At 44.1% G+C, this 24,051-nt stretch carries 19 protein-coding genes; 6 read left to right on the top strand and 13 right to left on the bottom strand.

Features of this window, described 5'->3' with window-relative positions:
- Nucleotides 1-218 precede the first annotated feature (218 nt).
- Nucleotides 219-4,943 carry an endo-beta-N-acetylglucosaminidase gene (locus B7721_RS03090; RefSeq protein WP_084877456.1) on the bottom strand — a complete coding sequence of 1,575 codons (4,725 nt, stop codon included), beginning with the start codon at nucleotides 4,941-4,943 and terminating at the stop codon, nucleotides 219-221.
- A 332-nt stretch (nucleotides 4,944-5,275) separates the two neighbouring features.
- Between B7721_RS03090 and B7721_RS03085 the strand changes: the two genes are divergently transcribed.
- Nucleotides 5,276-6,907, top strand: a complete 1,632-nt coding sequence (locus tag B7721_RS03085; protein ID WP_000026662.1) for a Na/Pi cotransporter family protein — start codon at nucleotides 5,276-5,278, stop codon at nucleotides 6,905-6,907.
- A 96-nt stretch (nucleotides 6,908-7,003) separates the two neighbouring features.
- On the opposite strand, the gene B7721_RS03080 is transcribed toward B7721_RS03085, so the two are convergent.
- Together B7721_RS03080 and pepA are read right to left on the bottom strand one after the other, a co-directional pair.
- A complete protein-coding gene (locus B7721_RS03080) occupies nucleotides 7,004-7,300 on the bottom strand; it encodes a bacteriocin immunity protein (protein WP_084877454.1) in 297 nt (98 codons plus the stop codon).
- Between the two features lie 18 nt (nucleotides 7,301-7,318).
- The gene (gene pepA, locus B7721_RS03075) at nucleotides 7,319-8,383 is read right to left on the bottom strand and encodes a glutamyl aminopeptidase (protein ID WP_084877453.1); all 1,065 of its coding nucleotides are present in this window, start codon (nucleotides 8,381-8,383) and stop codon (nucleotides 7,319-7,321) included.
- Nucleotides 8,384-8,616: 233 nt separating this feature from the next.
- Between pepA and B7721_RS03070 the strand changes: the two genes are divergently transcribed.
- The 4 genes from B7721_RS03070 to B7721_RS03055 all read left to right on the top strand — a co-directional run bounded on the left by B7721_RS03070 (nucleotide 8,617) and on the right by B7721_RS03055 (nucleotide 12,341).
- Complete coding sequence (locus B7721_RS03070; protein ID WP_084877451.1) at nucleotides 8,617-9,576, top strand: ABC transporter permease; 960 nt, start codon at nucleotides 8,617-8,619, stop codon at nucleotides 9,574-9,576.
- Complete coding sequence (locus B7721_RS03065; RefSeq protein ID WP_084877450.1) at nucleotides 9,566-10,522, top strand: iron chelate uptake ABC transporter family permease subunit; 957 nt, start codon at nucleotides 9,566-9,568, stop codon at nucleotides 10,520-10,522. The genes B7721_RS03070 and B7721_RS03065 overlap by 11 nt, the downstream gene beginning before the upstream one ends.
- Nucleotides 10,519-11,271, top strand: a complete 753-nt coding sequence (locus tag B7721_RS03060; RefSeq protein ID WP_084877448.1) for an iron ABC transporter ATP-binding protein — start codon at nucleotides 10,519-10,521, stop codon at nucleotides 11,269-11,271. Before B7721_RS03065 ends, B7721_RS03060 begins: the two co-directional genes overlap by 4 nt.
- Nucleotides 11,272-11,369: 98 nt before the next feature.
- On the top strand, nucleotides 11,370-12,341 hold the full coding sequence (locus B7721_RS03055; protein WP_084877447.1) for a siderophore ABC transporter substrate-binding protein: 972 nt from the start codon (nucleotides 11,370-11,372) through the stop codon (nucleotides 12,339-12,341).
- Between the two features lie 31 nt (nucleotides 12,342-12,372).
- On the opposite strand, the gene yidD is transcribed toward B7721_RS03055, so the two are convergent.
- The 10 genes from yidD to B7721_RS03005 all read right to left on the bottom strand — a co-directional run bounded on the left by yidD (nucleotide 12,373) and on the right by B7721_RS03005 (nucleotide 18,562).
- A complete protein-coding gene (yidD, locus tag B7721_RS03050) occupies nucleotides 12,373-12,615 on the bottom strand; it encodes a membrane protein insertion efficiency factor YidD (protein WP_000821631.1) in 243 nt (80 codons plus the stop codon).
- On the bottom strand, nucleotides 12,615-13,337 hold the full coding sequence (locus B7721_RS03045; RefSeq protein WP_001222228.1) for a pseudouridine synthase: 723 nt from the start codon (nucleotides 13,335-13,337) through the stop codon (nucleotides 12,615-12,617). Before B7721_RS03045 ends, yidD begins: the two co-directional genes overlap by 1 nt.
- Complete coding sequence (gene scpB, locus B7721_RS03040) at nucleotides 13,324-13,893, bottom strand: SMC-Scp complex subunit ScpB (protein WP_084877445.1); 570 nt, start codon at nucleotides 13,891-13,893, stop codon at nucleotides 13,324-13,326. Before scpB ends, B7721_RS03045 begins: the two co-directional genes overlap by 14 nt.
- Nucleotides 13,894-13,911: 18 nt before the next feature.
- Nucleotides 13,912-14,640, bottom strand: coding sequence for a segregation/condensation protein A (locus tag B7721_RS03035; RefSeq protein ID WP_065371389.1), 729 nt, complete (start codon nucleotides 14,638-14,640; stop codon nucleotides 13,912-13,914).
- A complete protein-coding gene (xerD, locus tag B7721_RS03030; protein ID WP_320410134.1) occupies nucleotides 14,640-15,374 on the bottom strand; it encodes a site-specific tyrosine recombinase XerD in 735 nt (244 codons plus the stop codon). Before xerD ends, B7721_RS03035 begins: the two co-directional genes overlap by 1 nt.
- Entirely contained in the window at nucleotides 15,371-15,832 is a 462-nt protein-coding gene (cbpB, locus tag B7721_RS03025; RefSeq protein ID WP_084877442.1) for a cyclic-di-AMP-binding protein CbpB, read from the bottom strand. Before cbpB ends, xerD begins: the two co-directional genes overlap by 4 nt.
- Nucleotides 15,829-16,350, bottom strand: a complete 522-nt coding sequence (locus B7721_RS03020) for a metallophosphoesterase (RefSeq protein ID WP_084877440.1) — start codon at nucleotides 16,348-16,350, stop codon at nucleotides 15,829-15,831. Before B7721_RS03020 ends, cbpB begins: the two co-directional genes overlap by 4 nt.
- Nucleotides 16,326-17,297, bottom strand: a complete 972-nt coding sequence (locus B7721_RS03015; protein WP_084877439.1) for a nucleoside-triphosphate diphosphatase — start codon at nucleotides 17,295-17,297, stop codon at nucleotides 16,326-16,328. The genes B7721_RS03020 and B7721_RS03015 overlap by 25 nt, the downstream gene beginning before the upstream one ends.
- The gene (gene racE / locus B7721_RS03010; protein ID WP_084877437.1) at nucleotides 17,294-18,088 is read right to left on the bottom strand and encodes a glutamate racemase; all 795 of its coding nucleotides are present in this window, start codon (nucleotides 18,086-18,088) and stop codon (nucleotides 17,294-17,296) included. Before racE ends, B7721_RS03015 begins: the two co-directional genes overlap by 4 nt.
- Before the next feature lie 228 nt (nucleotides 18,089-18,316).
- Nucleotides 18,317-18,562 carry a YneF family protein gene (locus B7721_RS03005; protein WP_000364980.1) on the bottom strand — a complete coding sequence of 82 codons (246 nt, stop codon included), beginning with the start codon at nucleotides 18,560-18,562 and terminating at the stop codon, nucleotides 18,317-18,319.
- A gap of 325 nt (nucleotides 18,563-18,887) precedes the next feature.
- On the opposite strand from B7721_RS03005, the gene B7721_RS03000 reads away from it, so the two are divergent.
- Complete coding sequence (locus tag B7721_RS03000) at nucleotides 18,888-24,011, top strand: SIALI-17 repeat-containing surface protein (RefSeq protein ID WP_084877435.1); 5,124 nt, start codon at nucleotides 18,888-18,890, stop codon at nucleotides 24,009-24,011.
- Nucleotides 24,012-24,051 lie beyond the last annotated feature (40 nt).

Below are 24,051 nucleotides of genomic sequence, written 5' to 3'. Positions count from 1 at the left end.
CCTTCTTTTTTTATACGTGTTAATTATATCACAAAATCCACAAAAGAGATAGAAAAACCCTAAACTTTTCTTGTTCATTCTTGCAACTGAAACTACTTTTTTTAAAATTAAAACTAGAAAGACCTCATCAAATAAGTTATTAAAACAAGGTTTGACCGATTTATAGTCAAACCTTGTTTTTTAATTTTTATGAGAAAATCCAAGATTCGTAAATCTGATTAGTCTTCTCTCCCCTTTCTAGAGAGCAAGCCGTAGCCACTCATTAGTCCGAGGAGTCCCAGCGCTACTAGACTAGCATCTCTTGTCGCTCCCGTATTTGGGAGCTCTCTGCTTGTTTCTTCAACTTTTGCTGGTGCTGCTGAAAGAGCTTGATCCCTTGTTTGTGAGACCTGCTCTTCTTTCGTTCCTACTTCAACAATTTCTGGAAGGGCTTCCTTGAGAACCTCAGTAGAGTGAAGGGTGCGTTTGCCCTGAGCATCAACTTCTACAAAGCGACGAACTTGGCCTTCAACTCCTGCTTGAACTAGCTGGCGTTGTCCTTTGAGAAGGGCTGCATTTGGTCGTTCCCGACGTTCGAAGGAAACTGTCCCCTCTTCAATTTCCAGTTTCGGAGTTTCTAGAACTAAATCTTTCACACCCTCAGCTGGTTGGTTACTTGAAAGGACTTTCGTTCCTACTTCAACAATTTCTGGGATCGCTTCCTTGAGAACCTCAGTAGAATGAAGGGTGCGTTTGCCCTGAGCATCAACTTCTACAAAGCGACGAACTTGGCCTTCAACTCCTGCTTGAACTAGCTGGCATTGTCCTTTGAGAAGCTCGGCGTTTGGTCGCTCCTGACGTTCAAAGGCTGTTGTTTCAGTTTCAATAACTAGTTCAGGAAGAGCTTCAACCGTTGGAGCCACTTCATTTGGATCCATGCTTCCAACATGATGGCTTTCTTCTGCAGGTGCTAGTTTCTTATTCAACTTTTCTTTCATGTCCGCAAAAGCTTGTGGAGTTGGTGTTTGTGAAGACAACAAAGCTTCAGCTTGGGCAATCAACTCATCTTGAGAATCTTTTTCGCGGACGGATTCGAGCAAGCCTTCCAATTCTTCTCTAGCAGTTTGATAACGTTGATTTCCATCCAAGTCCGCTCCAGCTTGTTTCAATTCATTCAAGGCTTTATTGACTTCTTCTTGACTGGCATCATGGTTTTCTGCAACAGCTTTCGCTGCATTAAGTTTCTCTACTAGTGCAGCTTGTTTGTCCTCACTTGAGAAGGTATAGGCAAGGGTTGACTGGCGACCTTGGGCAGCAGTGATTTCTTGTTTGAGGTATTCATCATTAACTGCAGCCTTTGGAGAAACCAAGACATCGAACTCAGCAGTATGTCCCTTGTAATGCAAGGTCAAGGTTTGTCGTCCAGTCTTCTGAGCATCATAGCCCGTGATTTCAACATCTTTATCAGTAAAGCTGTGAGACTCTTCTGTCTCATCATCATAGAGAACGCCGAAGCGACCTTCTGCAAGATCTAGTTGCTCTCCTACTAGATAGTCTGTTTTTGGTTTCTTAGTAATGTACAAACCTGCTACTTCCTTTGGTTTTCCTTCATCTTGACCAGTCACTTGTACCTTCAAGTCACCGCTTACTGGAAGTCCAAGATAGCTAACTGTGAGCTTTTGTTCCCCTTTTTGATGAGCTTTGTAGCCAGATACTGTCACACCTGAATGAGTAAGGTTGATCAGCTCATCGGCTTGTCCCCCTTCGTATTGAACACGGAGAGTGCCGCCTCTAAGGTCCAGTTTTTCTCCCTCTTTATAAACTGTCTTCTTAGGCCCTTTTTCAAGGCTAACAGATTTAATTTTTCTTTCATCCTGCGGAATCGCTACAGCCAAGGTGTTACTGATTTCTTTGCCAGGTAGTTGGGTACGATAGTAGAGGAGAGTTGGTTGCTTGTCAAAGCCCAATGGTGCTGTTGCTAGGTCGCCACCAGTTTCAGACTTCAAGGTTGCAATTGGTGTTTGTGAATCTGCCTTGTCGTAAACGGTGATAGTTGCACCCGCTGGAACATCAGAGAAGCCTAGTTGAACTTGATGGTTTCCAAGTGAACGGGTAGCTACCTTAGCCATTGGAATATTTTGGCTTTCTGTATCCAAGGTTTCGTACATCTTCCAGTTGTATATACGAATGGCTTTCCAAGGTGTTCCATTATCTGAAGTGATAACTTTTAGGCGCCAGTCTTGAGCGGTGATTGGTTTGTCAAGAGTGATATCTGTCACGTGCGCTTTATTGCCACGAACTTCCTTAGCTAGCTTCCACTCGCCATCTGTATCCTTGTAGTAAAGATCAAAGTCTTTGGTGTTCATCAAACCGTCGTTTACGGATTCTCCACCAGCTCCCGCATGATCCATTACCCATCTGACAACACGACGTGGTTGGGTCAAACGAATATCGACACTACCGCTCAATTGTCCTGAAGACCACTTGTCTGACAGGCTAGTAATGGTACCGTTCAACATCCCTTCGATGCCTTCTCCACCTTCAGTATTTGGGAAAGTGCTATCGATAACCTTTGCCCCTGGAACAATATTTTCAGCTAAAGGTCTTGGGAGAGTCGTATCCTGAACTGTCATCCCCCAGTTAAAGGATGCCGTCGCAGCTTCAGAACGAAGTCCATTTTTACCAACCGCAACGACTTTCAATTCCTGAGTCCTACCAGTCGCATTAGCAGAGCGGCTAACTTTTGGCAAGTAGATAGCGGAAGCAGATGATCCTGTCAACAAACGCCAGTTATCCCCATCTTTTTCGTAGACTTCATAGAAATCTGCATCTTGGTTACCCGCAAACTGGACCACTGCTTCAGCTTCTTGGGCATTCTTGAGAGATTGTTTCACTACAGAAAGGCCTGTAGGCGCTTGTGGTGCTTGGTGATTATCTGAAATGGTTAATTGACCTAGGTTAAACTGATAATCTTTTACAGCTCCTTCATGCTCGAAGAAGAGTTTGACTGCATAGATGGTTTTTCCAGCTAGTGAGCTAAGGTCAAATTCTTCATTCTTCCAGTCATCAGAGAGAGTTAGTTCTTTCCATGCGGCTGCATCCTCAAATTTGTAGTCTGGTGTTGTAGAGAAAGCCATATAAACTTTAGAGCCTTTTCCTCCCTTGTGGGCAACACGAAGTTTGGTTTTCTCAGTTACTTCTAGCTTGGTAGAATACAAATTCACATCCTGGTCCGTCTTACCAGCTACATCACCTGAGAATTTAAGGGAGTTACCTCCATTATAGGCATCTGTAAAGTCATATTCTGCACGAAGTTTTTCCCCCGTTGAAGTCTGCCACCAGCGCCATGTTGGCAAGACACCTGAAACAGAACGGTAGTTCCACTCAGAATCCTTAGAAACTTTACCGTCTACAAACCATTTTCTACCATGACCTGTATTAAAAGAGGTAGTGAAGGTGCGTCCTACTGCTGGAGTGCGGTCCGCAACTAAATTGGCAATTCCATACCACTCTTTGTCAGCTGGTTTTTGAGCCGTTGGATCTCCTTGGTAACCTGTAAAGAAGATGTCTTCGTTTTTGTGGTAATCTTCCCCTGTTTTTCCTAGACTGGTAATCGTATCTGGTGCAAAGAGTCCAAGTGACAAACGCAACTTGCCTTTTTCATCTAAGAGGGCATCCCATTTGACTTTGGTCTTATAAGAGCCACCTTGTTGCAATTCCAAGCCTGCAAAGACATCATATTGGCTACGTTCTAGCCATTTTGCCATCTCTACGGAGTGGTCATTCTTTTCCTTGTTCCAGTTGAAATTAGCAAAGAATTGATCTGCAGGGACTTTGTCTCCTTCTTTTTGCATGAACTGGTAGTTGTAATCACCTAGACCATCTTCGTGGTAACGACCGTATTTGTAGGTCATGGCATCGTACCAAGCATACTTGATTGGGTGATTGACCTTAGCCGCATATTCTTTTGTATAGAGCATGAATTGGCGCATTTTTTCACCAAGAGGTGCTACCAATTCCCCCGTTGTTTCCTGATTAATGAAATAGCCATCAAAGCCATAGTACTTAGCAAGATCGACAAGTTTCCGTGCGATAGGGAAGGTGCCATCTGCGTCTTGTTTCAAGGCAGCTGCAAATTTTTCTTGGTCGGCAATGCTGTTTGACCAGTTGAAAAAGAGTGTTCCATAAACGGGAACTCCGTTGCGGTGACCGGCATCAATGACATCTGGAGTTGGAACTAGACCTTCCCAGAAGACCATTGAATCCAAGTATTGCCAGTAATCAAAGGCGTAGGCCTTGAATTCTTCTCCACCTACAGAAGCGTGGTCTTTGGCCTTTGAGTTGGTATTTGCCAGCGCCTGAACCTTGGCTCTTCTGCTTGCTTTTTCATTAACCAATTGGCCTCTATGGCGCTTGGCGAGTTCAACTGAGGAACGGTTGATGGAATCATCCTCACGCGCACCCGGTTCCCATTTTAACAAATCTTCCCAAGTATCAAATTTGATTTCTTTTGGTCGGAGACTCTTTTCTTCATTTTTAGGAACGTCTGCTAGAGTCGGTTTGTCGGCTTTCTTCTCAGCCACTTGAGGAGCTTCCTCTGGTTTGACTTCTTCTTTTTCAGTTGGTTGAGCAGGTTTTTCAGCTTTATCTGCCGGAGCGGGTTTTGCCTCTTCTTTTTCATTGACCAAATCAGCTATTGCTGGAGTGTTTTCTGAAATTGGTTGCTCAGCTACTTTGTTCTCTGTTTCCGATAATTGTTTTTCAAGGGCTGCAGTATCTGGATTAGCTGTCTCACTAGTACTTGTAGCTTGGGCGCTCGTATTTGCAGCTGTTTCAGGGACTGCGACTTGTTCGGCAAGAGCTGGGCTCGCAAATAGAGCTGAACCAATCATCAAGGAACAAGCCCCGATTGACAGCTTACGAATACTGTAACGGCAACGTTTTTCAAAAAATAGATTTTTCATCTTATCCTCCTAATAAAATATAAAGTAAGCGCTTTACTTTTTGATAAAAAGTAACTGTTCTCAGTGCACACCACCAGAACAGGATCATCTTCATTTTATCCTATATGAAAGCGATGTCAATCTATTTAACATAAAAACTATAACTAGGATAATAATCAGTAAAATTTGGACACAATCCTATAAATCATCTATCTTAAAGGGAATCTATCTCTCATTTTAAAAGAAAGTTCTTGTTTCTTATGAAAATTTCAGCTAAACACTTGTGAGATTTACTTTTATCCTTTAAAATAGAATAGGAGAAATTCCGTTATTATTTTCCGGAGGAAAAAGAAATGTCCATTAATTGGCAGGAAATTTTATTTCACTTTTTAGGAGGTCTAGGACTGTTTTTGTACAGTATTAAGACCATGGGAGACGGTTTGCAACAAGCTGCTGGAGATCGCCTTCGTTTTTACATTGACAAGTACACTAGCAATCCCTTTTTAGGTGTTCTAGTCGGGATTGTCGTGACTGCCCTGATTCAGTCAAGTACAGGGGTTACAGTTATCACGGTTGGGCTGGTCAGTGCTAGTCTTCTCACTCTTAGACAGGCTATCGGAATTATCATGGGAGCCAATATTGGAACCACCGTTACTTCCTTTATCATCGGTTTCAAGCTTGGTGAGTATGCTTTACCCTTGATTTTCCTTGGGACTATGTTCCTCTTCTTTACAAAAAACAGAACAGCAAACAATATCGGGCGCATCCTGTTTGGTGTCGGGGGAATCTTTTACGCCCTTAATCTCATCAGTGCCGGTATGAGTCCGCTTAAAGATTTACCACAATTCAAGGAATATATGGTAACCTTGGGACAAAATCCTATTTTAGGAGTAGTAGCTGGTGCAGTGATTACCGTCCTCATCCAGGCTTCCTCGGCTACAATCGGGATTTTGCAAGGCCTCTATGCAGGTGGGTTCCTTGACCTTAAAGGTTCGCTACCAGTTCTCTTCGGGGATAATATCGGGACAACCTTAACCGTTATCATTGCCGCAGCTGGAGCCAATGTCTCTGCAAAGCGCGTTGCGGCAACCCACGTTACCTTTAACGTTTTAGGAACTATTCTTTGCTTAATCCTATTAGGCCCCTTTACTGCTATGATCGAGTACTTCCAGGCACTCCTTCACCTCTCACCTGAGATGACCATCGCCTTCTCTCACGGTGCCTTTAACGTAAGTAACACCATTGTACAATTTCCGTTCATCGGAGCCTTAGCCTACTTTGTAACCAAGCTCATCCCTGGTGAAGACGAGGTTGTCAAGTACGAGCCCCTCTATCTCGATGAGCAACTTATCCAGCAATCTCCTTCTATCGCTCTAGGAAATGCCAAAAAAGAACTCTTGCACTTGGGGAACTATGCAGCCAAAGCTTTTGACCTTTCTTATACCTATATCATCGGTTTGGATGAAAAGGTAGCTGAAAAAGGGCACAAGACAGAGGAAGCTATCAACACCATCGATGAAAAACTCACTCGTTACCTCATCAGACTCTCAAGCGAATCCTTGAGTCAAAAGGAAAGCGAAGTCTTGACTAACATCCTGGATTCGTCTCGTGATTTGGAACGGATTGGGGACCACGCAGAAGGCTTGCTCAACCTAACAGACTACCTCCAACGTAAGAATGTTCAATTTTCTGATGCTGCTTTAGAGGAATTAGCTGAGATTTATCAAGCAACAACTGCATTTATCAAAGATGCCCTTGATAGTGTGGAAAACAATGATATTGAAAAAGCTCAAAGTCTGATTGAACGCCATAAAGAAATCAACAATATGGAACGTGTTCTCAGAAAGACCCACATCAAACGCCTTAACAAGGGTGAGTGTTCTACACAAGCTGGAGTCAACTTTATCGACATCATTTCCCACTACACTCGTGTGTCTGACCATGCTATGAACCTAGCTGAAAAGGTCATCGCTGAACAAATCTAAGTACCTAAAAGCTATCCTGAATGGGATGGCTTTTTTCGTCTCCTCATCAAAAATGTTTTTTCTGACATATAAAAAATGCTTTGATTCACAATGGAATCAAAGCATTTTAAAGAGTTCTCCAAACATGACAGCAGAAACTGCAGTGCCCCTGTACTTGGCTTCTTCTCTTTTGATAAAGCGCGCCAAGTTGATCAACTCAGGTGCTGGGTGTTTGGGATTGATGAGCAATTCACGGGTGACCAGTCCTGAGAGTCGGACTGCTAGTAATTGCTCATTTGTAGTTGGTAGTTTTTTAGCAGTCTCTAGGAGAGCAGCAACTAAATCTTCACTCAAACCCTGACGAGCATGGTTGTAGAGATCTTTTATAAGGCTTTCTAGGTTTGGTTCTGCCATCCGACACCTCCCTTTTGTTTAATAATGTTTAATCAAATCAACCGTTGAGCGATCCAATTTTTTTACCAAGGCTTGTAAGAAAGCTTGGGCTTCTAGGAAGTCTTCCATCGCGTAGAGGGTTTGGTGAGAGTGGATATAACGAGCGCAGACACCGATAGTTGTAGATGGGACACCGCCATTTTTTAGATGAGCTGCACCTGCATCCGTTCCACCTTTTCCACAGTAGTATTGGTACTTGATGCCAGCTTCTTCAGCCGTTGTCAAAAGGAAATCCTTCATACCTGGGAGGAGCAAGTGACCTGGATCATAGAAACGAATCAAAGTTCCATCCCCAATCTTGCCTTGACCACCGTAAACATCACCAGCAGGTGAACAGTCAACGGCTAGAAAGACTTCTGGGTCAAACTTGGTTGTAGATGTATGAGCACCACGCAGACCAACCTCTTCTTGGACGTTCGAGCCAAGATAGAGTTCATTTCCGAGTTTTTGACCTGACAAGGCTTCTGCTAGCTCGCTTACCATGAGGACACCATAGCGGTTGTCCCAAGCTTTTGAGATGATATTTTTTTCATTGGCTGTCAAGATAGCGGAACTATCAGGGACAATGGTGTCACCCGGACGGATACCAAAGCTTTCTGCCTCAGCCTTGTCTGCAAACCCACCATCAAAAATGATATCTGAAATTGCTGGCATAGTTGGTCCACCTGTTCCACGTGTCAAATGTGGCGGAACAGAGCCTGAAATCACAGGAATTTCACGACCGTCACGAGTAAAGAGTTTAAAGCGTTGGCTGCTGACTACCATAGGATTCCAGCCACCGATTTCAACGACACGGAAGGTACCATCTGGCTTAATCTCGCTGACCATAAAACCAACTTCGTCCATGTGAGAAGCGACCAAGACGCGTGGTGCATCAGTAGCTTCTGAATGCTTGATACCGAAAATACCACCCAAGCCATCTGTCACCACTTCATCCACGTGCGGTGTCAACTTCTCACGAAGATAAGTCCGGACAGGCGCTTCATGACCTGAGATCGCAGCAAATTCTGTTACTTCTTTGATTTTTGAAAATAATGTTGTCATATCAGTTCCTTCTTTCTGTCCTCCATTTTACCACTTTTTATAGGAGAAGGATAGTGGGAAGGTAGATTGGTTTTTACTCAGTTTTCCAATAAAAGAGACGGTCAGATGTTATTTCAGGAATTTTTCTTTCTTTTTACATTAAATTGTCAGAAAATTTATTGACAGATTAAAGAAATCGTGTTACATTATCTCCAAGGGTATTTTTATACCAAATCTACAGGAAAGGTCGGGGCATGAAACTCTCTCATATTTTAACAGGCTTACTTCTACTCCTGGTCTTTCTCTCCATTACCATTGGAACCAGTGATTTTTCTTGGGAAAAATTCTTTGCTTTTGACCAACAGACCTGGCTTCTCTTTCAAGAGTCGCGTCTTCCAAGAACCATCAGTATTCTCCTTGCAGCCTCTAGTATGAGCATGGCAGGACTCCTCATGCAGACCATTACCCAAAATCAGTTTGCTGCTCCGAGTACAGTCGGAACGACAGAAGCTGCCAAACTGGGAATGGTGTTAAGCCTCTTTGTCTTTCCGTCTGCGAGTCTGACCCAAAAGATGATCTTTGCTTTTGGCTCTTCCATCTTATTTACTCTCTTCTTCCTAGCCTTTATGACTATTTTTTCTGTAAAGGAAAGGTGGATGTTGCCCTTGATTGGGATCATCTATAGTGGGATTATCGGTTCTATCACAGAAGTTATCGCCTATCGTTTCAATCTGGTTCAGAGTATGACGGCTTGGACCCAGGGTTCCTTCTCCATGATTCAGACCCATCAGTATGAGTGGCTCTTCTTAGGCCTCATTATCCTGATAGCCGTTTGGAAATTATCCCAAACCTTCACCATCATGAATCTGGGCAAGGAAACTAGTGAAAGTTTGGGGATTTCTTACTCTCTACTTGAAAAACTGGCCCTTTTTCTAGTGGCACTAACGACAAGTGTCACCATGATTACCGTGGGTGCCTTGCCATTTCTCGGGGTCATCGTTCCCAATCTTGTTCGCAAGCGCTATGGAGATAATCTGAGTCAAACCAAACTCATGGTTGCTCTGGTCGGTGCCAATCTGGTTTTGGCCTGCGATATCCTCTCTCGAGTCTTGATTCGGCCCTATGAGCTGTCTGTCAGTCTCCTACTTGGAATCATCGGTAGCCTCGTCTTTATCCTACTTCTCTGGAGAGGAGGACAAAAGGATGCAGTTTAAAAGCAAACATACCAAACTCTTCAGCCTTCTCATTATCCTGGCCATCGGAGCTTGTCTCCTCTACTTTTGGCCTATCACTAACCTGTCTGTCTTTGCCTGGAAGCTGCGTTCCCAAAAAATCATCGTTTATCTCTTGGTAGCCATCGCGACAGGGATTTCGACCATTAGTTTTCAAACCCTGACGGAAAATCGCTTTCTGACGCCAAGTATTTTGGGAATCGAATCCTTCTATGTCTTGCTTCAGACTCTGCTACTGATATTTGAAAGCAAATTTCTACAGCTTGGGAAGTCTCCTATCTTAGAATTTCTAGTCTTGCTTCTGCTTCAATCCCTCTTCTTTCTCGCCTTACAAGGCTACTTGAAGACGCTGATGAAACAAGATCTGGTCTTCATTCTGCTAATCTGTCTAGCGCTCGGAAGTCTCTTTCGAAATATCAGTACCTTCCTACAAGTTCTGATGGATCCAAATGAATACGATAAACTGCAAAACAGTCTCTTTGCCTCCTTTCAGCATCTCAACACTTCCATCCTAGCCATCAGTTCTCTGATCATCCTCGCCTTGACAATCTTTTTCTTTCGAAAAGCAGTCGTTCTGGATGTATTGCACCTGCAAAGAGAAACGGCTCAGATACTTGGACTCGATGTTGAAAAAGAACAGAGAGAACTCCTCTGGGGCATCGTGCTCTTGACCTCAACAGCCACTGCCTTGGTAGGGCCTATGGCCTTCTTCGGCTTTATGCTGGCCAATCTTACCTACCTAATCGTCAAAGATTATCGACACAAGTTGCTCTTTATCGTAGCCATTCTAATTGGATTTATTAGCTTAACCTTGGGGCAAGCCCTCATCGAACGAGTCTTTGCGCTGGAAATTCGCATCAGCATGGTCATCGAGAGTGTGGGTGGTCTCTTATTCTTTATCTTACTTTACAGGAGGGCGCGTCAGTGAAACTGGAAAACATTGACAAATCCATTCAAAAACAGGATATTTTGCAAGACATTTCCCTTGAAGTCAGTCCTCAGAAACTGACAGCTTTTATTGGTCCAAATGGTGCTGGAAAATCAACCCTTCTCTCCATCATGAGCAGACTGACCAAGAAAGATCAGGGAATCCTCAGTATCAAAGGGCGTGAAATTGAGAGTTGGAATTCGCAAGAACTAGCCAAAGAACTCACCATCCTAAAGCAGAAAATTAATTATCAAGCCAAATTGACTGTTGAAGAATTGGTCAGCTTTGGACGTTTTCCCTACAGCCGTGGTCGACTGAGAGCAGAAGACTGGGGAAAAATCCGAGAAACTCTGGACTATCTGGAACTGACAAGCTTAAAAGACCGCTATATCGATAGTCTGTCTGGAGGACAGCTTCAACGTGTCTTTATCGCTATGGTACTGGCCCAGGATACAGACTTTATCTTGCTAGACGAACCGCTCAACAATCTCGATATCAAGCAAAGTGTCAGCATGATGCAGATTCTTCGGCGACTGGTGGAGGAACTTGGCAAAACCATTATCATCGTCCTCCACGATATCAACATGGCTAGCCAATATGCGGATGAAATTGTTGCCTTCAAGGACGGTCAAGTCTTTTGCAAGGGAACGACTGCTCAAATCATGCAGGCTGACCTGCTCAGTCAACTCTATGAGATTCCCATCACGCTGGCTGATATCAATGGCAAAAAGATCTGTATCTATAGCTAACTATTCTGAACTCATGTTAGAGAATCCTCTGTCTCTTAGCTAACAATCCTATCTAAGAGACTCCCTAAATCGTTACTATATTTTAAAAAGGAGAAATCATGAAAACATCCCTTAAACTTTATCTCACTGCCCTAGCTGCCAGCTTCTTGCTCTTACTTGGTGCTTGTAGTACAAATACAAACTCAAGCACTAGCCAGACAGAGACAAGTAGCTCTGCTCCAACAGAGATAACCATTAAAAGTTCACTAGATGAGGTCAAACTTTCAAAGGTTCCTGAAAAGATTGTGACCTTTGACCTCGGTGCTGCGGATACTATTCGTGCTTTAGGTTTTGAAAAGAATATCGTCGGAATGCCTACAAAAACTGTTCCGACTTACCTAAAAGATCTTACAGGAAATGTCAACAATGTGGGTTCCATGGTTGAACCAGACCTAGAAGCCATTGCTGCTCTTGAGCCGGATTTGATTATCGCTTCTCCACGTACCCAAAAATTCGTAGACAAGTTCAAAGAAATCGCTCCAACCGTGCTCTTCCAAGCAAGTAAGGACGACTACTGGACTTCTACCAAGACCAACATCGAATCCCTTGCAAGCGCCTTTGGCGAAACTGGTACACAGAAAGCCAACGAAGAATTAGCCAACCTAGACAAGAGCATCCAGGAAGTCGCTGCTAAAAACGAAAGTTCTGACAAAAAAGCCCTTGCTATCCTCCTCAATGAAGGAAAAATGGCTGCCTTTGGTGCCCAATCTCGTTTCTCTTTCTTGTACCAAACCTTGAAATTCAAGCCAACAGACACTCAATTTGAAGACTCTCGCCACGGACAAGAAGTCAGCTTTGAAAGTGTCAAAGAAATCAATCCTGACATCCTCTTTGTCATCAACCGTACCCTTGCCATTGGTGGGGACAACTCAAGCAACGATGGCGTCCTAGAAAATGCCCTCATCGCTGAAACTCCTGCCGCTAAAAATGGTAAAATCATCCAACTAACACCAGACCTCTGGTATCTAAGCGGAGGCGGACTTGAATCAACTAAACTCATGATTGAAGACGCTCAAAAAGCTTTGAAATAAACAAGAAAACCCAACATCAGGTGATGTTGGGTTATTTTTTTTCTTGATTTCGTCTGAGGGAAAAGTGGTCTGGGACGGGGTCTTTTCCTATTGGCGACCAGGGGTGGCAACGTAAAATCCGAGCCAAGCCCATCAGAACACCCTTGAAGCCATGTTTTTCAATAGCCTGAATCATGTAGTTGGAACAAGTCGGCTCAAAGCGACAAGAGGGTGGAAAGGCCGGTGAGATAAAACGTTGGTAAAAGCGTACTGGCGCTATTAAGATTCGTTTCATTATTTCTTGGTTACAGCCATAGTGTGTAGTTGGCTGATTTCTTTTTTATTAAGGCGACGGGATTCTCCTGGACGAAGACCTGTCAAGTCTAAGTGTCCAAAACGTGTCCGTGACAACTTGTCCACTTGAAGACCGACGGCTTCAAACATCTTTTTAACCTGATGGTTGCGTCCTTCATGGATAGTCAACTGCACTACTGAGCGATTTTTAACTGGATCCACTTTGAGAATTTCATAAACAGCTGGCTTGGTTTTCTTGCCATCAATCTCTAGGCCGCGGGTCAAGGGACGGAGATTGTCCTTGTTGGCCACACCTTTAACACGCGCGACATAGACCTTGTCAATCTCATTACGGGGGTGAATCATTTCATCCGTAAAGTCCCCATCATTGGTTAAAATCAAGACACCTGATGTATCCCAGTCCAAACGTCCAACTGGGTAAATTCGTTCTTTAACATTTGGCAAGAGGTCGACAACAGTCTTGCGGCCCTTGTCATCTGTCACACTGGAAATCACTCCACGTGGTTTATTAAGCAGATAGTAAACCTTTTCTTCGTTGTAGATAGGTTGACCTTCCACTTCGACCTTGTCACCTGACTTGATGGTGGTTGCGAGTTCACGCACTACCTGTCCGTTAACCGTCACCAAGCCTTGCTTGATCAACTCTTCTGCTTTTCTCCTACTGGCCACACCTGCGTGGGCAATATATTTATTGATTCTCATCTTCTTCTATCCTTTCACCAAATAATTGGCTTTCTTGGGTTTGAATCTCAAGCTCATCAATCACTGGTAATTCTTCTAAATGGTTAATCCCCATGTAATCTAGAAAATAATCCGTAGTCACATAGAGATTAGGGCGACCCAACACTTCTTTTTTCCCATCTTCTCTTATCAATTCAAAAGCTTGTAGCTTAGCTAGAGCTCCACTAGAATTGACCCCACGAATAGCATCAATTTCTATCCGCGTAATCGGTTGCTTGTAGGCAATGATGGACAAGGTTTCAAGAGCAGCCCGAGACAAACTTTGGTTGATGGGTGCCTTGGAGTATTCCTTCAAAATCGCTGCAAATTGAGGCTTGGTGACCAATCTGTAAGCTCCGCCTGTCTCAATCAGAGACAAGCTCGAATCTTGGTCTTTTTCATACTTCTGGGCTAATTTTTCTAAACTCTGTTGGATGCCTGTCGGTGGAAGTGAGAGGAGTTCAGCCAACTGACGAACCCGAATCCCATCTTCACCTGCTACAAACAAGAGCGCTTCTATTTCTGCTAAAGTACTCATCTTTCCTCTCTATCAAGTCTAGCTTTGTGCCTCTTGACTTTCTTCCTTCTTTTCCATGAGATAGATATCTCCGAAACTCTCCTCTTGCACGAGGATCAATTCCTGAGTTTTGATTAACTCTAGGGTTGCCAAAAAGAGGGTAATAACCTCTTGAACATTCTGGGCTTCCTTGAACAAATCCTGTAAGCGCAACTGGTCTTGTCCAGTCAAGGACTCTTTTACGATGACCATCATGTCCTCAATCTTATACTCATCCCGCAAGATGGTCGTGTGATTCTGTGCGAATTCCTCTTTTTTCTTGGCTAGGATATTTGAAAAAGCCAAAAAGAGGTCAATGGTCGTCTTGTCATGCACAAGCTCCGCATCCTCGTAAATCAACTCTGTTGGCGCTTTGGAATAGTACTGGGCTCGATCTTGGTGCCTAGCCTCCAAGTGCTCACCCAAGAGCTTGAACTTGCGGTATTCTTCGATTTGAGAGAGAAGATCCTGCTCTAGGTCATCCTCCAAGTCTGTCACTTCAGCTACCTTTGGCAAGAGCTTGCGACTCTTGATCAGCATGAGCTGACTGGCCATAACCATATACTCGCCCGTTACTTCCAGACGCATGGCCTGCAGAGTTGAGACATAGGCTAGATACTGCTCGATAACTTCCGTAATGGGCACATCGTAAATATCCATCTGGTACTTAGAAACCAAGTGCAAGAGCAGGTCCAGGGGCCCTTCAAAATCTTTTAATTTAATATCCATTATCTATATTTTTCTAAGGTCAGGACTGTTTTTAATCCTAGTTTTTTTGCAATTTCGTACAAATCGACCTTGTTTTCTATTTGTCTTAGAATGAACTGTTCCCGCAAGGCTTGAGCGGATAGTTCTGGGAAACCTTTCTCCTTGACAAAGGACTCCAGCTGACGAAAGGCCCACTGACGAGAATAGGCTTTCCCTGCCCTTTCAAAGAGATAGGTCTGCCCCATCAAGGGTTCTAGCTCTGGAATCAAGATCGTGGGTATGGTGACAATCCTCTGTTGGGAAGCCTTGCTGATTCTCAACACTTGAAAATCCAGATTGATATCTGCAACCTTGAGAGCTAAAATCTCACTCGGCAGCAAGCCCATTTCCAAGATAAGAAGCGCCAGCAAGCGTCCTTCTGGATAATTACTTTCCTGCCAAAAAGAGTCTAAATTTAGAATCTCTGGCTTTTCAGTCTTCTTTTCAGCTTGTTTGGCTAATTCCAGACGGTAAAAGCTGTCCACTTCTCCTTTTCGATAGAGAAAGTAGAGAAATTGGTTACAGGCCGAAAGTTTTCGCTTCTGGGCACTGATTTTTAGATTGGCTAGCTGGCCTTGGTAAATCTTAAGACTGGTCTCAGAGATCCGCTCACCCACAATGTCTAAAAATTGCTCCAGATCATACTTATAGGACTGCTTGGAATTGGCAGACAAGTCCTGTTTTTCCTCTAAAAAGGCTGAAATCCTATCTCTCATTTGCATCGAATCTCATATTCCTTACTAAAGTCATGCAAGAGGGCATTAACGGCCTTGAGGATGGACTTGCGCGTGATGATTCCTTGGAAAATTCCTTCACCATCTACGACTGGCAAGAAGGGTTCATCCACCAGTTTATGGAGGACTTCAGTGATGTTATAGTCTGGAGCGACGACTGCCACATTTGTCTTGGTCATATTGACGATGTCTGTCGTTGCCATCTGCTCATCCGTCAAACCTTGCTCCATTTGATAAGCCAAAATGTCTCTCAGCCCAATGGTTCCAACAAAGCGTTTGTCAAAGGTCACAACAGGGATACGGGTATAGGTGATTTGGCTCAATACCAAAATTGCATGGTCAGCGTTATGGGTATCAATCAAGGCTGCTAGATTCTCAGCAGGGGTAAGAAAAGTCTCTTCCTGCTCCAGTAAAAATGCTTCAAATTCCTTGGCAATCATCGAGAAAACTCCTTGGACAAGCCTGGATAAACCTCATGATCACGTGTCAAAAAGTCTACTTTGAAATAGCTGTCATCAATTTCCACACGGGCATAGAGGCATTCTCTGATGGTTCCTCTTGGTTGGCTGATGGAGCCTGGATTTAAAAAGAGTGTTTTGCCTTCCATCCAAGCATTTGGCACATGCAAGTGACCATAGAGACAGATATCGGCATCTTCTTCCTGAGCCCAGTAGTCCAACTTTTGAAAGTTGAAATTGATGTCAAACAAGTGTCCATGCGTCTGGATGATCTTGGTTGGACCAAGTTGAGTCACCAAACGTTCTGGATAACCAGCATAAAAGTCCATATTTCCTTTGACGACATGGATGCCTTCCCAGAGCGGAGAGTCTGGACGGAGTTCAGAGTCACCATCGTGAAAAATGGCATCGACTTTCCCCAGATAGCGATCACGAATTTCTTCCACAATCAAGCTATCTCCGTGGGAGTCACTCATTACAATGATGGTTTGCTTTGCCATGATGGAAATACCTCCAAAAGTTTCTTAACGGCTAAGGCACGGTGAGATTGGCTATTTTTTTCTTCAAGGGTCAATTCGGCTGCTGACTTACCTGTCTCTCCCACAAGGAAGAGGGGATCATAACCAAAGCCATTTTCACCCTTGGGTTCAAAGTTGATATAACCTGGCCAGTCAGCTTCAACCACCAAGCTTTCCTTGTTTGGACTAGCTACGACTAGGGTTGTGTGGAATTGAGCCGAACGGTCCTTGAGATCAAAGACCATGGCCAATTCGTGCAAGAGTTTGGCGTTGTTTTCACGGTCAGTTGCTCCTACACCAGCGAATCGCGCTGACCAGACTCCTGGCAAACCGCCAAGGACATCGACTTTGAGACCTGAGTCATCTGCCAAAACCATCTTTCCTGTTAATTGGGAAATGGTTTCTGCCTTCAGGCGGGCATTTTCTTCAAAGGTCATGCCTGTTTCTGCTACTTCAGGTAGATCTGGGTAGTCATTGAGATTTTCCACATCATAGCCTAGTTTGTCAAAGATAGCTCGGAATTCCTTGGTCTTGCCCTCGTTACGAGTCGCAATGAGCAGAGTTTCTCTGACCCTGCTAGTTTCAAAGAAGGCTTCTACATTGACTCCTTCTTTAGGCAATTCAACATGCAAAAGCTGCCCATCTTCAACCAAGAGTAGGGCTCCCTGACGTTGGATGACTTCTAGATTGCGGTCTGCTTCTGCATTTAAAATCTCAACGATAAAGGAGAGCAGACGAAAGTTAGAAGACCAGCGCATCACCGTTATCGTAATCGGAAAGCCATTTTCTTCGTCACGAAAAATCCGCGCTAAATCCATAAAATCAAGCTCGAGAGGATCTTTGATGAGACTGTAGATGCCTCCATAGACATCCCAGACACCGACATACCAGTCCTGGTCATCCTTGTATTCATAAATTTTGTTTGTCATAAAGTTACATGCTCCACATGAATCTCTTTTTCCAGCCATTCTGCTCCAATCTGAGCAAAACTCTGGCTACTAGCTGTTGTGTAAAATCGGTGCTGAAGCGGGTTAGCATCCCGGCTACGATTGATTTCAAAATAATTGAGCAAGACCGAGATGTCCCGTACACACTCTGCTCCACTATCGATAAGTTTTACATCTGGTCCCATGACATTCTGGATGATAGGGCGAAGGAGTGGGTAATGGGTACAACCCAAAATCAAACTATCCACCTTTCCAACCAAGGGACGCAGGGTTTCATAAACCACTTTCTTGGTTACACTGGTCGACAGGGCACCAGACTCCACCAAGGGAGCAAACTTGGGGCAGGCCAAACTCTCCACCTGTAAGTCTGGATCCAAATCATGAATTTTCTGACGATAGATGTCTGATTGTACCGTCATGGGAGTTCCAATCACCCCGATTTTCCCACCTTGACTGGACTTGATAGCTGCCGAAGCTCCTGGCAAAATCACACCTAGGACAGGAATATCTAGTTGGGCCTTGATTTCTTCCCAGACGACCGCAGTCGCAGTATTACAAGCAATGACAATCATTTTGACATCCTTGGTCAAGAGAAAGTTGACCAACTGCCAAGTATATTCACGAATTTGCTCAGCAGGACGGGGACCATAAGGCGCCCGTGCCGAATCTCCAATATAGACGATTTCTTCATGGGGAAGCTGGCGCATGAGCTCACGAACAACAGTCAAGCCCCCGACACCTGAATCCAAAAAACCAATTGGTCGATTATCCATACAGTCTTCTTTCTAGTTTTTTTCTAGTCTTTTTTCTAGTCTTTTTTCTGATTGATAGTTCATTATGATTCCTTGTCCTGAAGGAACTAACCGACAGCTTGATAGAATGTCATCTGCCTCTCTTTTAATCATAATCAAATATCAATAGAATGCAAGGAAAAAGTCTTATCCTTGAGAACTATTGAACATAGTGAGAAGTCTGGAACTTTCATCCCAGACTTTTCCTATTTATTTCTTTTTATTGTTAGCAAGGGCTGCTTTTTGTTGGCGGATGATTTGGTGGTAAACTTGTTGTACCTTGGCTTCGCTTGGTTTTTGACCATTTGCGCTCAAAAGAGCACGAACTGCCTCAGCATTCAAACGTGGGTTGTCCGCAAATTCTTTTTCGATTTGCTTACGAACCAAATACATACCTCCAAGAGCTCCTCCTAGAAAAGCTAGCACAATCAAGATAATTGCTAAAAGTAAATCCATTCTTTTTCTCCTGTTTCTTTTTGAGTCTTCTATATTATACCATAAAGTGACTTTCCTGACTAGTTTGTTTTACGCTTTCAGGGAGGGGGGTAAGCTAATTCTAAGCTAGTCTTACAATCAGAATGAACTATAAAATTACGAATAATTCCACCCTTTCCTCTCTTTCTTCTACTTTTTTAAGAAAAAGCAATCTCAAATATGTTTTTCACCAAAAACCTCTTGACAAATGCTAGATGACCAGTAGAATGGGAGGTAAATAGAAACAAAAATATAGGGATTTGTCTTACAAAATGTAAGCGGTTTCTAATAAATGAAGGAGGGTTTTATGAAAAAACACTTTTGGGAGAAATCCTGTCGCTATAGCATCCGCAAGCTGACGGTTGGGACTGCTTCTGTTTTGCTGGGGGCCGTTTTTCTAGTCAACCACACTGTAGCCGCAGACAGTGTTGAGGTCAAGCAGACTGAACCAACCTCTGTCGAAGCTGTCACTAAGCCTGATAGTGAACCCAAAGCAGGTGAAGCGACTGAAACTACAAAACCGTCTCTAGCCGAGAGTCCAGTAGTTTCCGAAAGCAAGCTAGCTGAGGAGACTCAAAAGACAAATAGTCAAGCTAGTGAAGAAGCCATTGTAGAAGCTAAAGAAAATAAGGAACCTGAAAAAGCAGATCAGCCAGTGACAAAGCAAGAAAACTATCAACTCAACTACGATCAGCCAACAGCTCCCGCCTATGATGGATGGGAAAAACAAGCCCTTCCTGTCGGAAATGGAGAGATGGGAGCCAAGGTTTTCGGTCTCATTGGGGAAGAGAGAATCCAGTACAACGAAAAGACCCTCTGGTCAGGAGGACCACAACCCGATAGCACCGACTATAATGGAGGAAACTACAAGGATCGTTACAAGGTCTTAGCAGAGATACGTAAAGCCCTTGAAGCTGGTGACCGCCAAAAAGCTAAACAGCTAGCTGAACAAAATCTAGTTGGACCAAACAACGCCCAATATGGACGTTACCTAGCCTTTGGAGATATCTTCATGGTCTTTAATAACCAGAAGAAAGGACTAGATACTGTAACTGATTATCACCGTAATCTAGACATCACTGAAGCCACTACGACCACTTCTTACACCCAAGATGGGACGACTTTCAAACGCGAAACCTTCTCCAGCTATCCTGATGATGTCACTGTAACCCACTTGACCAAAAAAGGAAACAAGACACTTGACTTTACCCTTTGGAACAGTTTGACAGAAGACTTGCTTGCTAATGGCAACTACTCTTGGGAATATTCCAACTATAAGAATGGTCATGTCACTACAGATGCAAACGGAATCCTTCTAAAGGGAACTGTTAAAGATAACGGCCTCAAATTTGCATCCTATCTAGGAATTAAAACGGATGGAACAGTTACTGTTCAGAATGAGACACTAACCGTTACAGGCGCAAGTTATGCAACCCTCTACCTCAGCGCCAAAACAAACTTTGCTCAAAATCCTAAAACCAACTATCGAAAAGACATTGACCTCGAAAAAACAGTTAAAGGGATTGTCGAAGCAGCTAAGGTCAAAGACTACGAAACACTTAAAAAGGCCCATATCAAGGACTATCAAAGACTCTTTAACCGCGTTAAACTAAATCTAGGCGGAAACAAGACTGCTCAAACGACAAAAGAGGCTCTTCAAGGCTATAAACCAGAAAAAGGGCAAAAATTGGAAGAACTCTTCTTCCAATACGGCCGATATCTACTCATCAGTTCGTCTCGTGATCGGACAGATGCCCTTCCTGCCAACCTCCAAGGAGTCTGGAATGCCGTAGACAATCCACCTTGGAACGCTGACTACCACCTCAATGTCAATTTGCAAATGAACTATTGGCCAGCCTACATGAGCAACCTTGCTGAAACAGCCAAGCCAATGATCAATTACATTGACGATATGCGTTACTATGGCCGTATCGCTGCTAAGGAATACGCTGGTATCGCATCCAAAGATGGACAAGAAAATGGTTGGCTGGTCCACACCCAGGCAACACCATTTGGCTGGACTACTCCGGGTTGGAATTACTATTGGGGTTGGTCGCCAGCAGCCAACGCTTGGATGATGCAGAATGTCTATGACTATTATAAATTTACCAAGGATGAGACCTATCTCAAAGAAAAGATTTATCCAATGCTCAAGGAAACAGCTAAGTTCTGGAACTCCTTCTTGCACTACGACAAAGAAAGCGACCGTTGGGTGTCTTCCCCATCCTACTCGCCAGAACACGGGACCATCACCATCGGAAATACCTTTGACCAATCGCTAGTCTGGCAGTTATTCCACGACTACATGGAAGTCGCCAACCATCTGAATGTCGACCAAGACTTAGTCACAGAGGTCAAGGCTAAATTTGACAAACTAAAACCCCTTCACATCAACAATGAAGGCCGTATCAAGGAATGGTACGAAGAAGACAGTCCCCAATTCACAAATGAAGGGATTGAAAATCACCACCGCCACGTTTCCCATCTAGTTGGTCTCTTCCCAGGTACACTCTTTAGCAAGGACCAAGCCGAATACCTAGAAGCTGCGCGTGCTACCTTGAACCACCGTGGAGATGGTGGGACTGGTTGGTCTAAGGCCAATAAAATCAATCTCTGGGCTCGTTTGCTGGACGGTAACCGTGCCCATCGCTTGCTTGCTGAACAGCTCAAGTATTCAACCCTAGAAAACCTTTGGGATACCCACGCGCCTTTCCAAATCGACGGAAACTTTGGGGCAACTAGTGGGATGGCAGAAATGCTTCTCCAATCACACACTGGCTATATTGCACCATTGCCAGCCCTTCCAGATGCATGGAAAGACGGTCAAGTTTCTGGCTTGGTTGCCCGTGGTAACTTTGAAGTCAGCATGAAGTGGAAAGATAAAAACCTGCAAAGCTTGTCCTTCCTTTCAAATGTCGGTGGAGACCTGGTTGTAGATTATCCAAATATCGAAGCTAGCCAAATCAAGGTCAATGGCAAACCAGTCAAGGCAACGATTCTTAAAGATAATCGTATCCAGCTTGCAACGCAAAAAGGTGACGTCATTACCTTTGAACATTTCCCTGGCCGTGTGACCAGTCTGACAGCAGTTCGACAAAATGGAGTCACTGCCGAACTTACCTTCAACCAAGTAGAAGGCGCTACCCACTATGTCATCCAAAGACAAGTGAAAGACGAAACTGGCCAAACCTCTGCGACCAGAGAATTTGTAACCAATCAAACCCACTTTATTGACCGATCACTCAATCCTCAACATGCCTATACTTATACTGTAAAGGCTATGCTGGGCGATCTTGCCACACAAGTGTCTGAACAGGCCACTGTCGAAACCTATAGCGAGTTGATGGACGACCGAGATAGCCGCATCCAGTACGGAGCTGCCTTTGGAAACTGGGCAGACTCAGAATTATTTGGAGGAACAGAGAAATTTGCTGACCTTTCAAAAGGAGACTACACAGACGAAGATCTCACTGCCACCATTCCTTTCACTGGCGTTGGTATCGAAATCTATGGACTGAAATCATCTGAACTAGGTCTTGCCACTGCTAAAATTGATGGCAAAGAGGTCGGGGAGCTTGACTTCCATACTGCTGGAGCAACTGAAAAAGGTAGTCTCATCGGTCGCTTCTCAGGATTGTCTGACGGACCTCACACATTGACTCTTCGTGTTAAACGTGAGCACAAAGGACGTGGTAGTGAGCGCTCGAAAATTTCATTAGACTACTTCAAGATCCTAGCAGGAGCAGGCAACACGATCGAAAAAATGGATGATCGTGATTCGCGCATCCAATATGGTTCCCAGTTTAAGGACTGGTCTGACCCTGAACTCTACGGTGGTACGGAAAAATACGCTGACATCAACAACAGCGACTCTAGTGCAGCTTCAGAAGCTCAGGCAACTATTTCCTTTACAGGGACGGGCATTCGTATTTATGGCTTGAAGAGCCTTGCCCTTGGACGAGCACGTGTTACACTAGATGGCAAAGAAATGCCAAGTCTAGACTTCTACACTTCAGGTGCGACCGAAAAGAGAGCCTTTATTGGCGAATTTACAAACCTTACTAACGGTCCGCACACCCTGACATTACAAGTTGACCCAGATTCGCCAGAAGGTCGCAAGAAAATCTCTCTAGACTCCTTTGATATCATCAAAGCCCCTGCTGTTGGTATAGATAGCCCGAGCATCGCGCCTCTTAAGGAAAATGACAAAGAAATTTCCTTAAGCCTACCAGCTGGAGATTGGGAAGCCATCGCAGTGACCTTCCCAGGTGTCAAAGATCCTCTAGTCTTGCGCAAGGTGGATGATACACATCTAGTTACAAGTGGAGATCAGACTATCCTATCAATCCAAGACAATCAAGTTCAAATCCCAATCCCTGAAGAAACCAATCGCAAAGCTGGAAATGCCATTGAAGCTTATAGCATTCAAGGAAATACCACAAGTAGCCCTGTCGTAGCCGTCTTTACTAAAAAGGATGAGAAAAGGGTTGACGAGAGTCAGCCAACCACAAGCAAGGGAGAGGAACCAGCTCCTACTGTTGAAATTCCTGAATACACTAAACCTATCGGGACTGCAGGGCAAGAAGTGCCACCCACTGTAGAAAAGCCTGAATACACCGAATCTATCGGAACGGCGGGGCAAGAAGAGCCTCCTACTGTAGATAAGCCTGAATACACCTATCCTATCGGGACCGTAGGACAAGAAGAGCCTCCTACTGTAGATAAGCCTGAATACACCGAATCTATCGGAACAGCAGGTCAAGAGGAAACTCCTACTGTTGAAAAACCTGAATACACCAAACCTATCGGAACCAGCGGAGATCAGGCCGCTCCAACCCTTACCCTTCCTGATTATCCAGTTCGAGTCTTAAAAGATAAGGAAACCGGAGTGGAAATTATTGGTGGAGTCAGTGACTTAGAAGGAATTTCTCACATCTCTAGCCGACGTATCCTAGCTCAGGAACTCTTTGGCAAGACCTATGATGCTTACGACCTACAGCTTAAAAATCCAACCGATCATAGCTTGCAGCCAAAAGGCTCTGTCTTGGTTCGCTTGCCTATTTCAACTAACGTAGAAAAGGTCTACTATATTACTCCGACCAAGGAGTTGCGAGCCCTTGATTTCGACGTTAGAGAAGGAAAGGCAGAATTCATCACTAGTCATTTCAGTACCTATGCTGTCGTCTATCAAGCTACTGGAACAAGCTCTAACGCTGAGGAAAAACCAAGTGCTTCAGATACAGAAACCTTGGCACACGAGGCTGAACAACTTTCAGCTAGTCCGAACCTTGCTAAAACTGGAAATCATTCTTCTAAAGAAGAACTTCCAGCAACAGGAGAAGCGTCCAACCCACTCCTCTTCATAGCAGGACTCAGCCTAGCCCTTACAGCCACTTTTATGTTAAAAGGAAGAAAGGATGACTCCAACTAACCTTTAAACACACAAAAACAGGATGAAGATCACCTTCATC

Origin of the sequence: Streptococcus oralis subsp. oralis (genome assembly GCF_002096445.1) — a bacterium.
GTDB lineage: Bacteria > Bacillota > Bacilli > Lactobacillales > Streptococcaceae > Streptococcus > Streptococcus oralis_N.
This window is presented reverse-complemented; position numbering and strand designations above follow the sequence as displayed.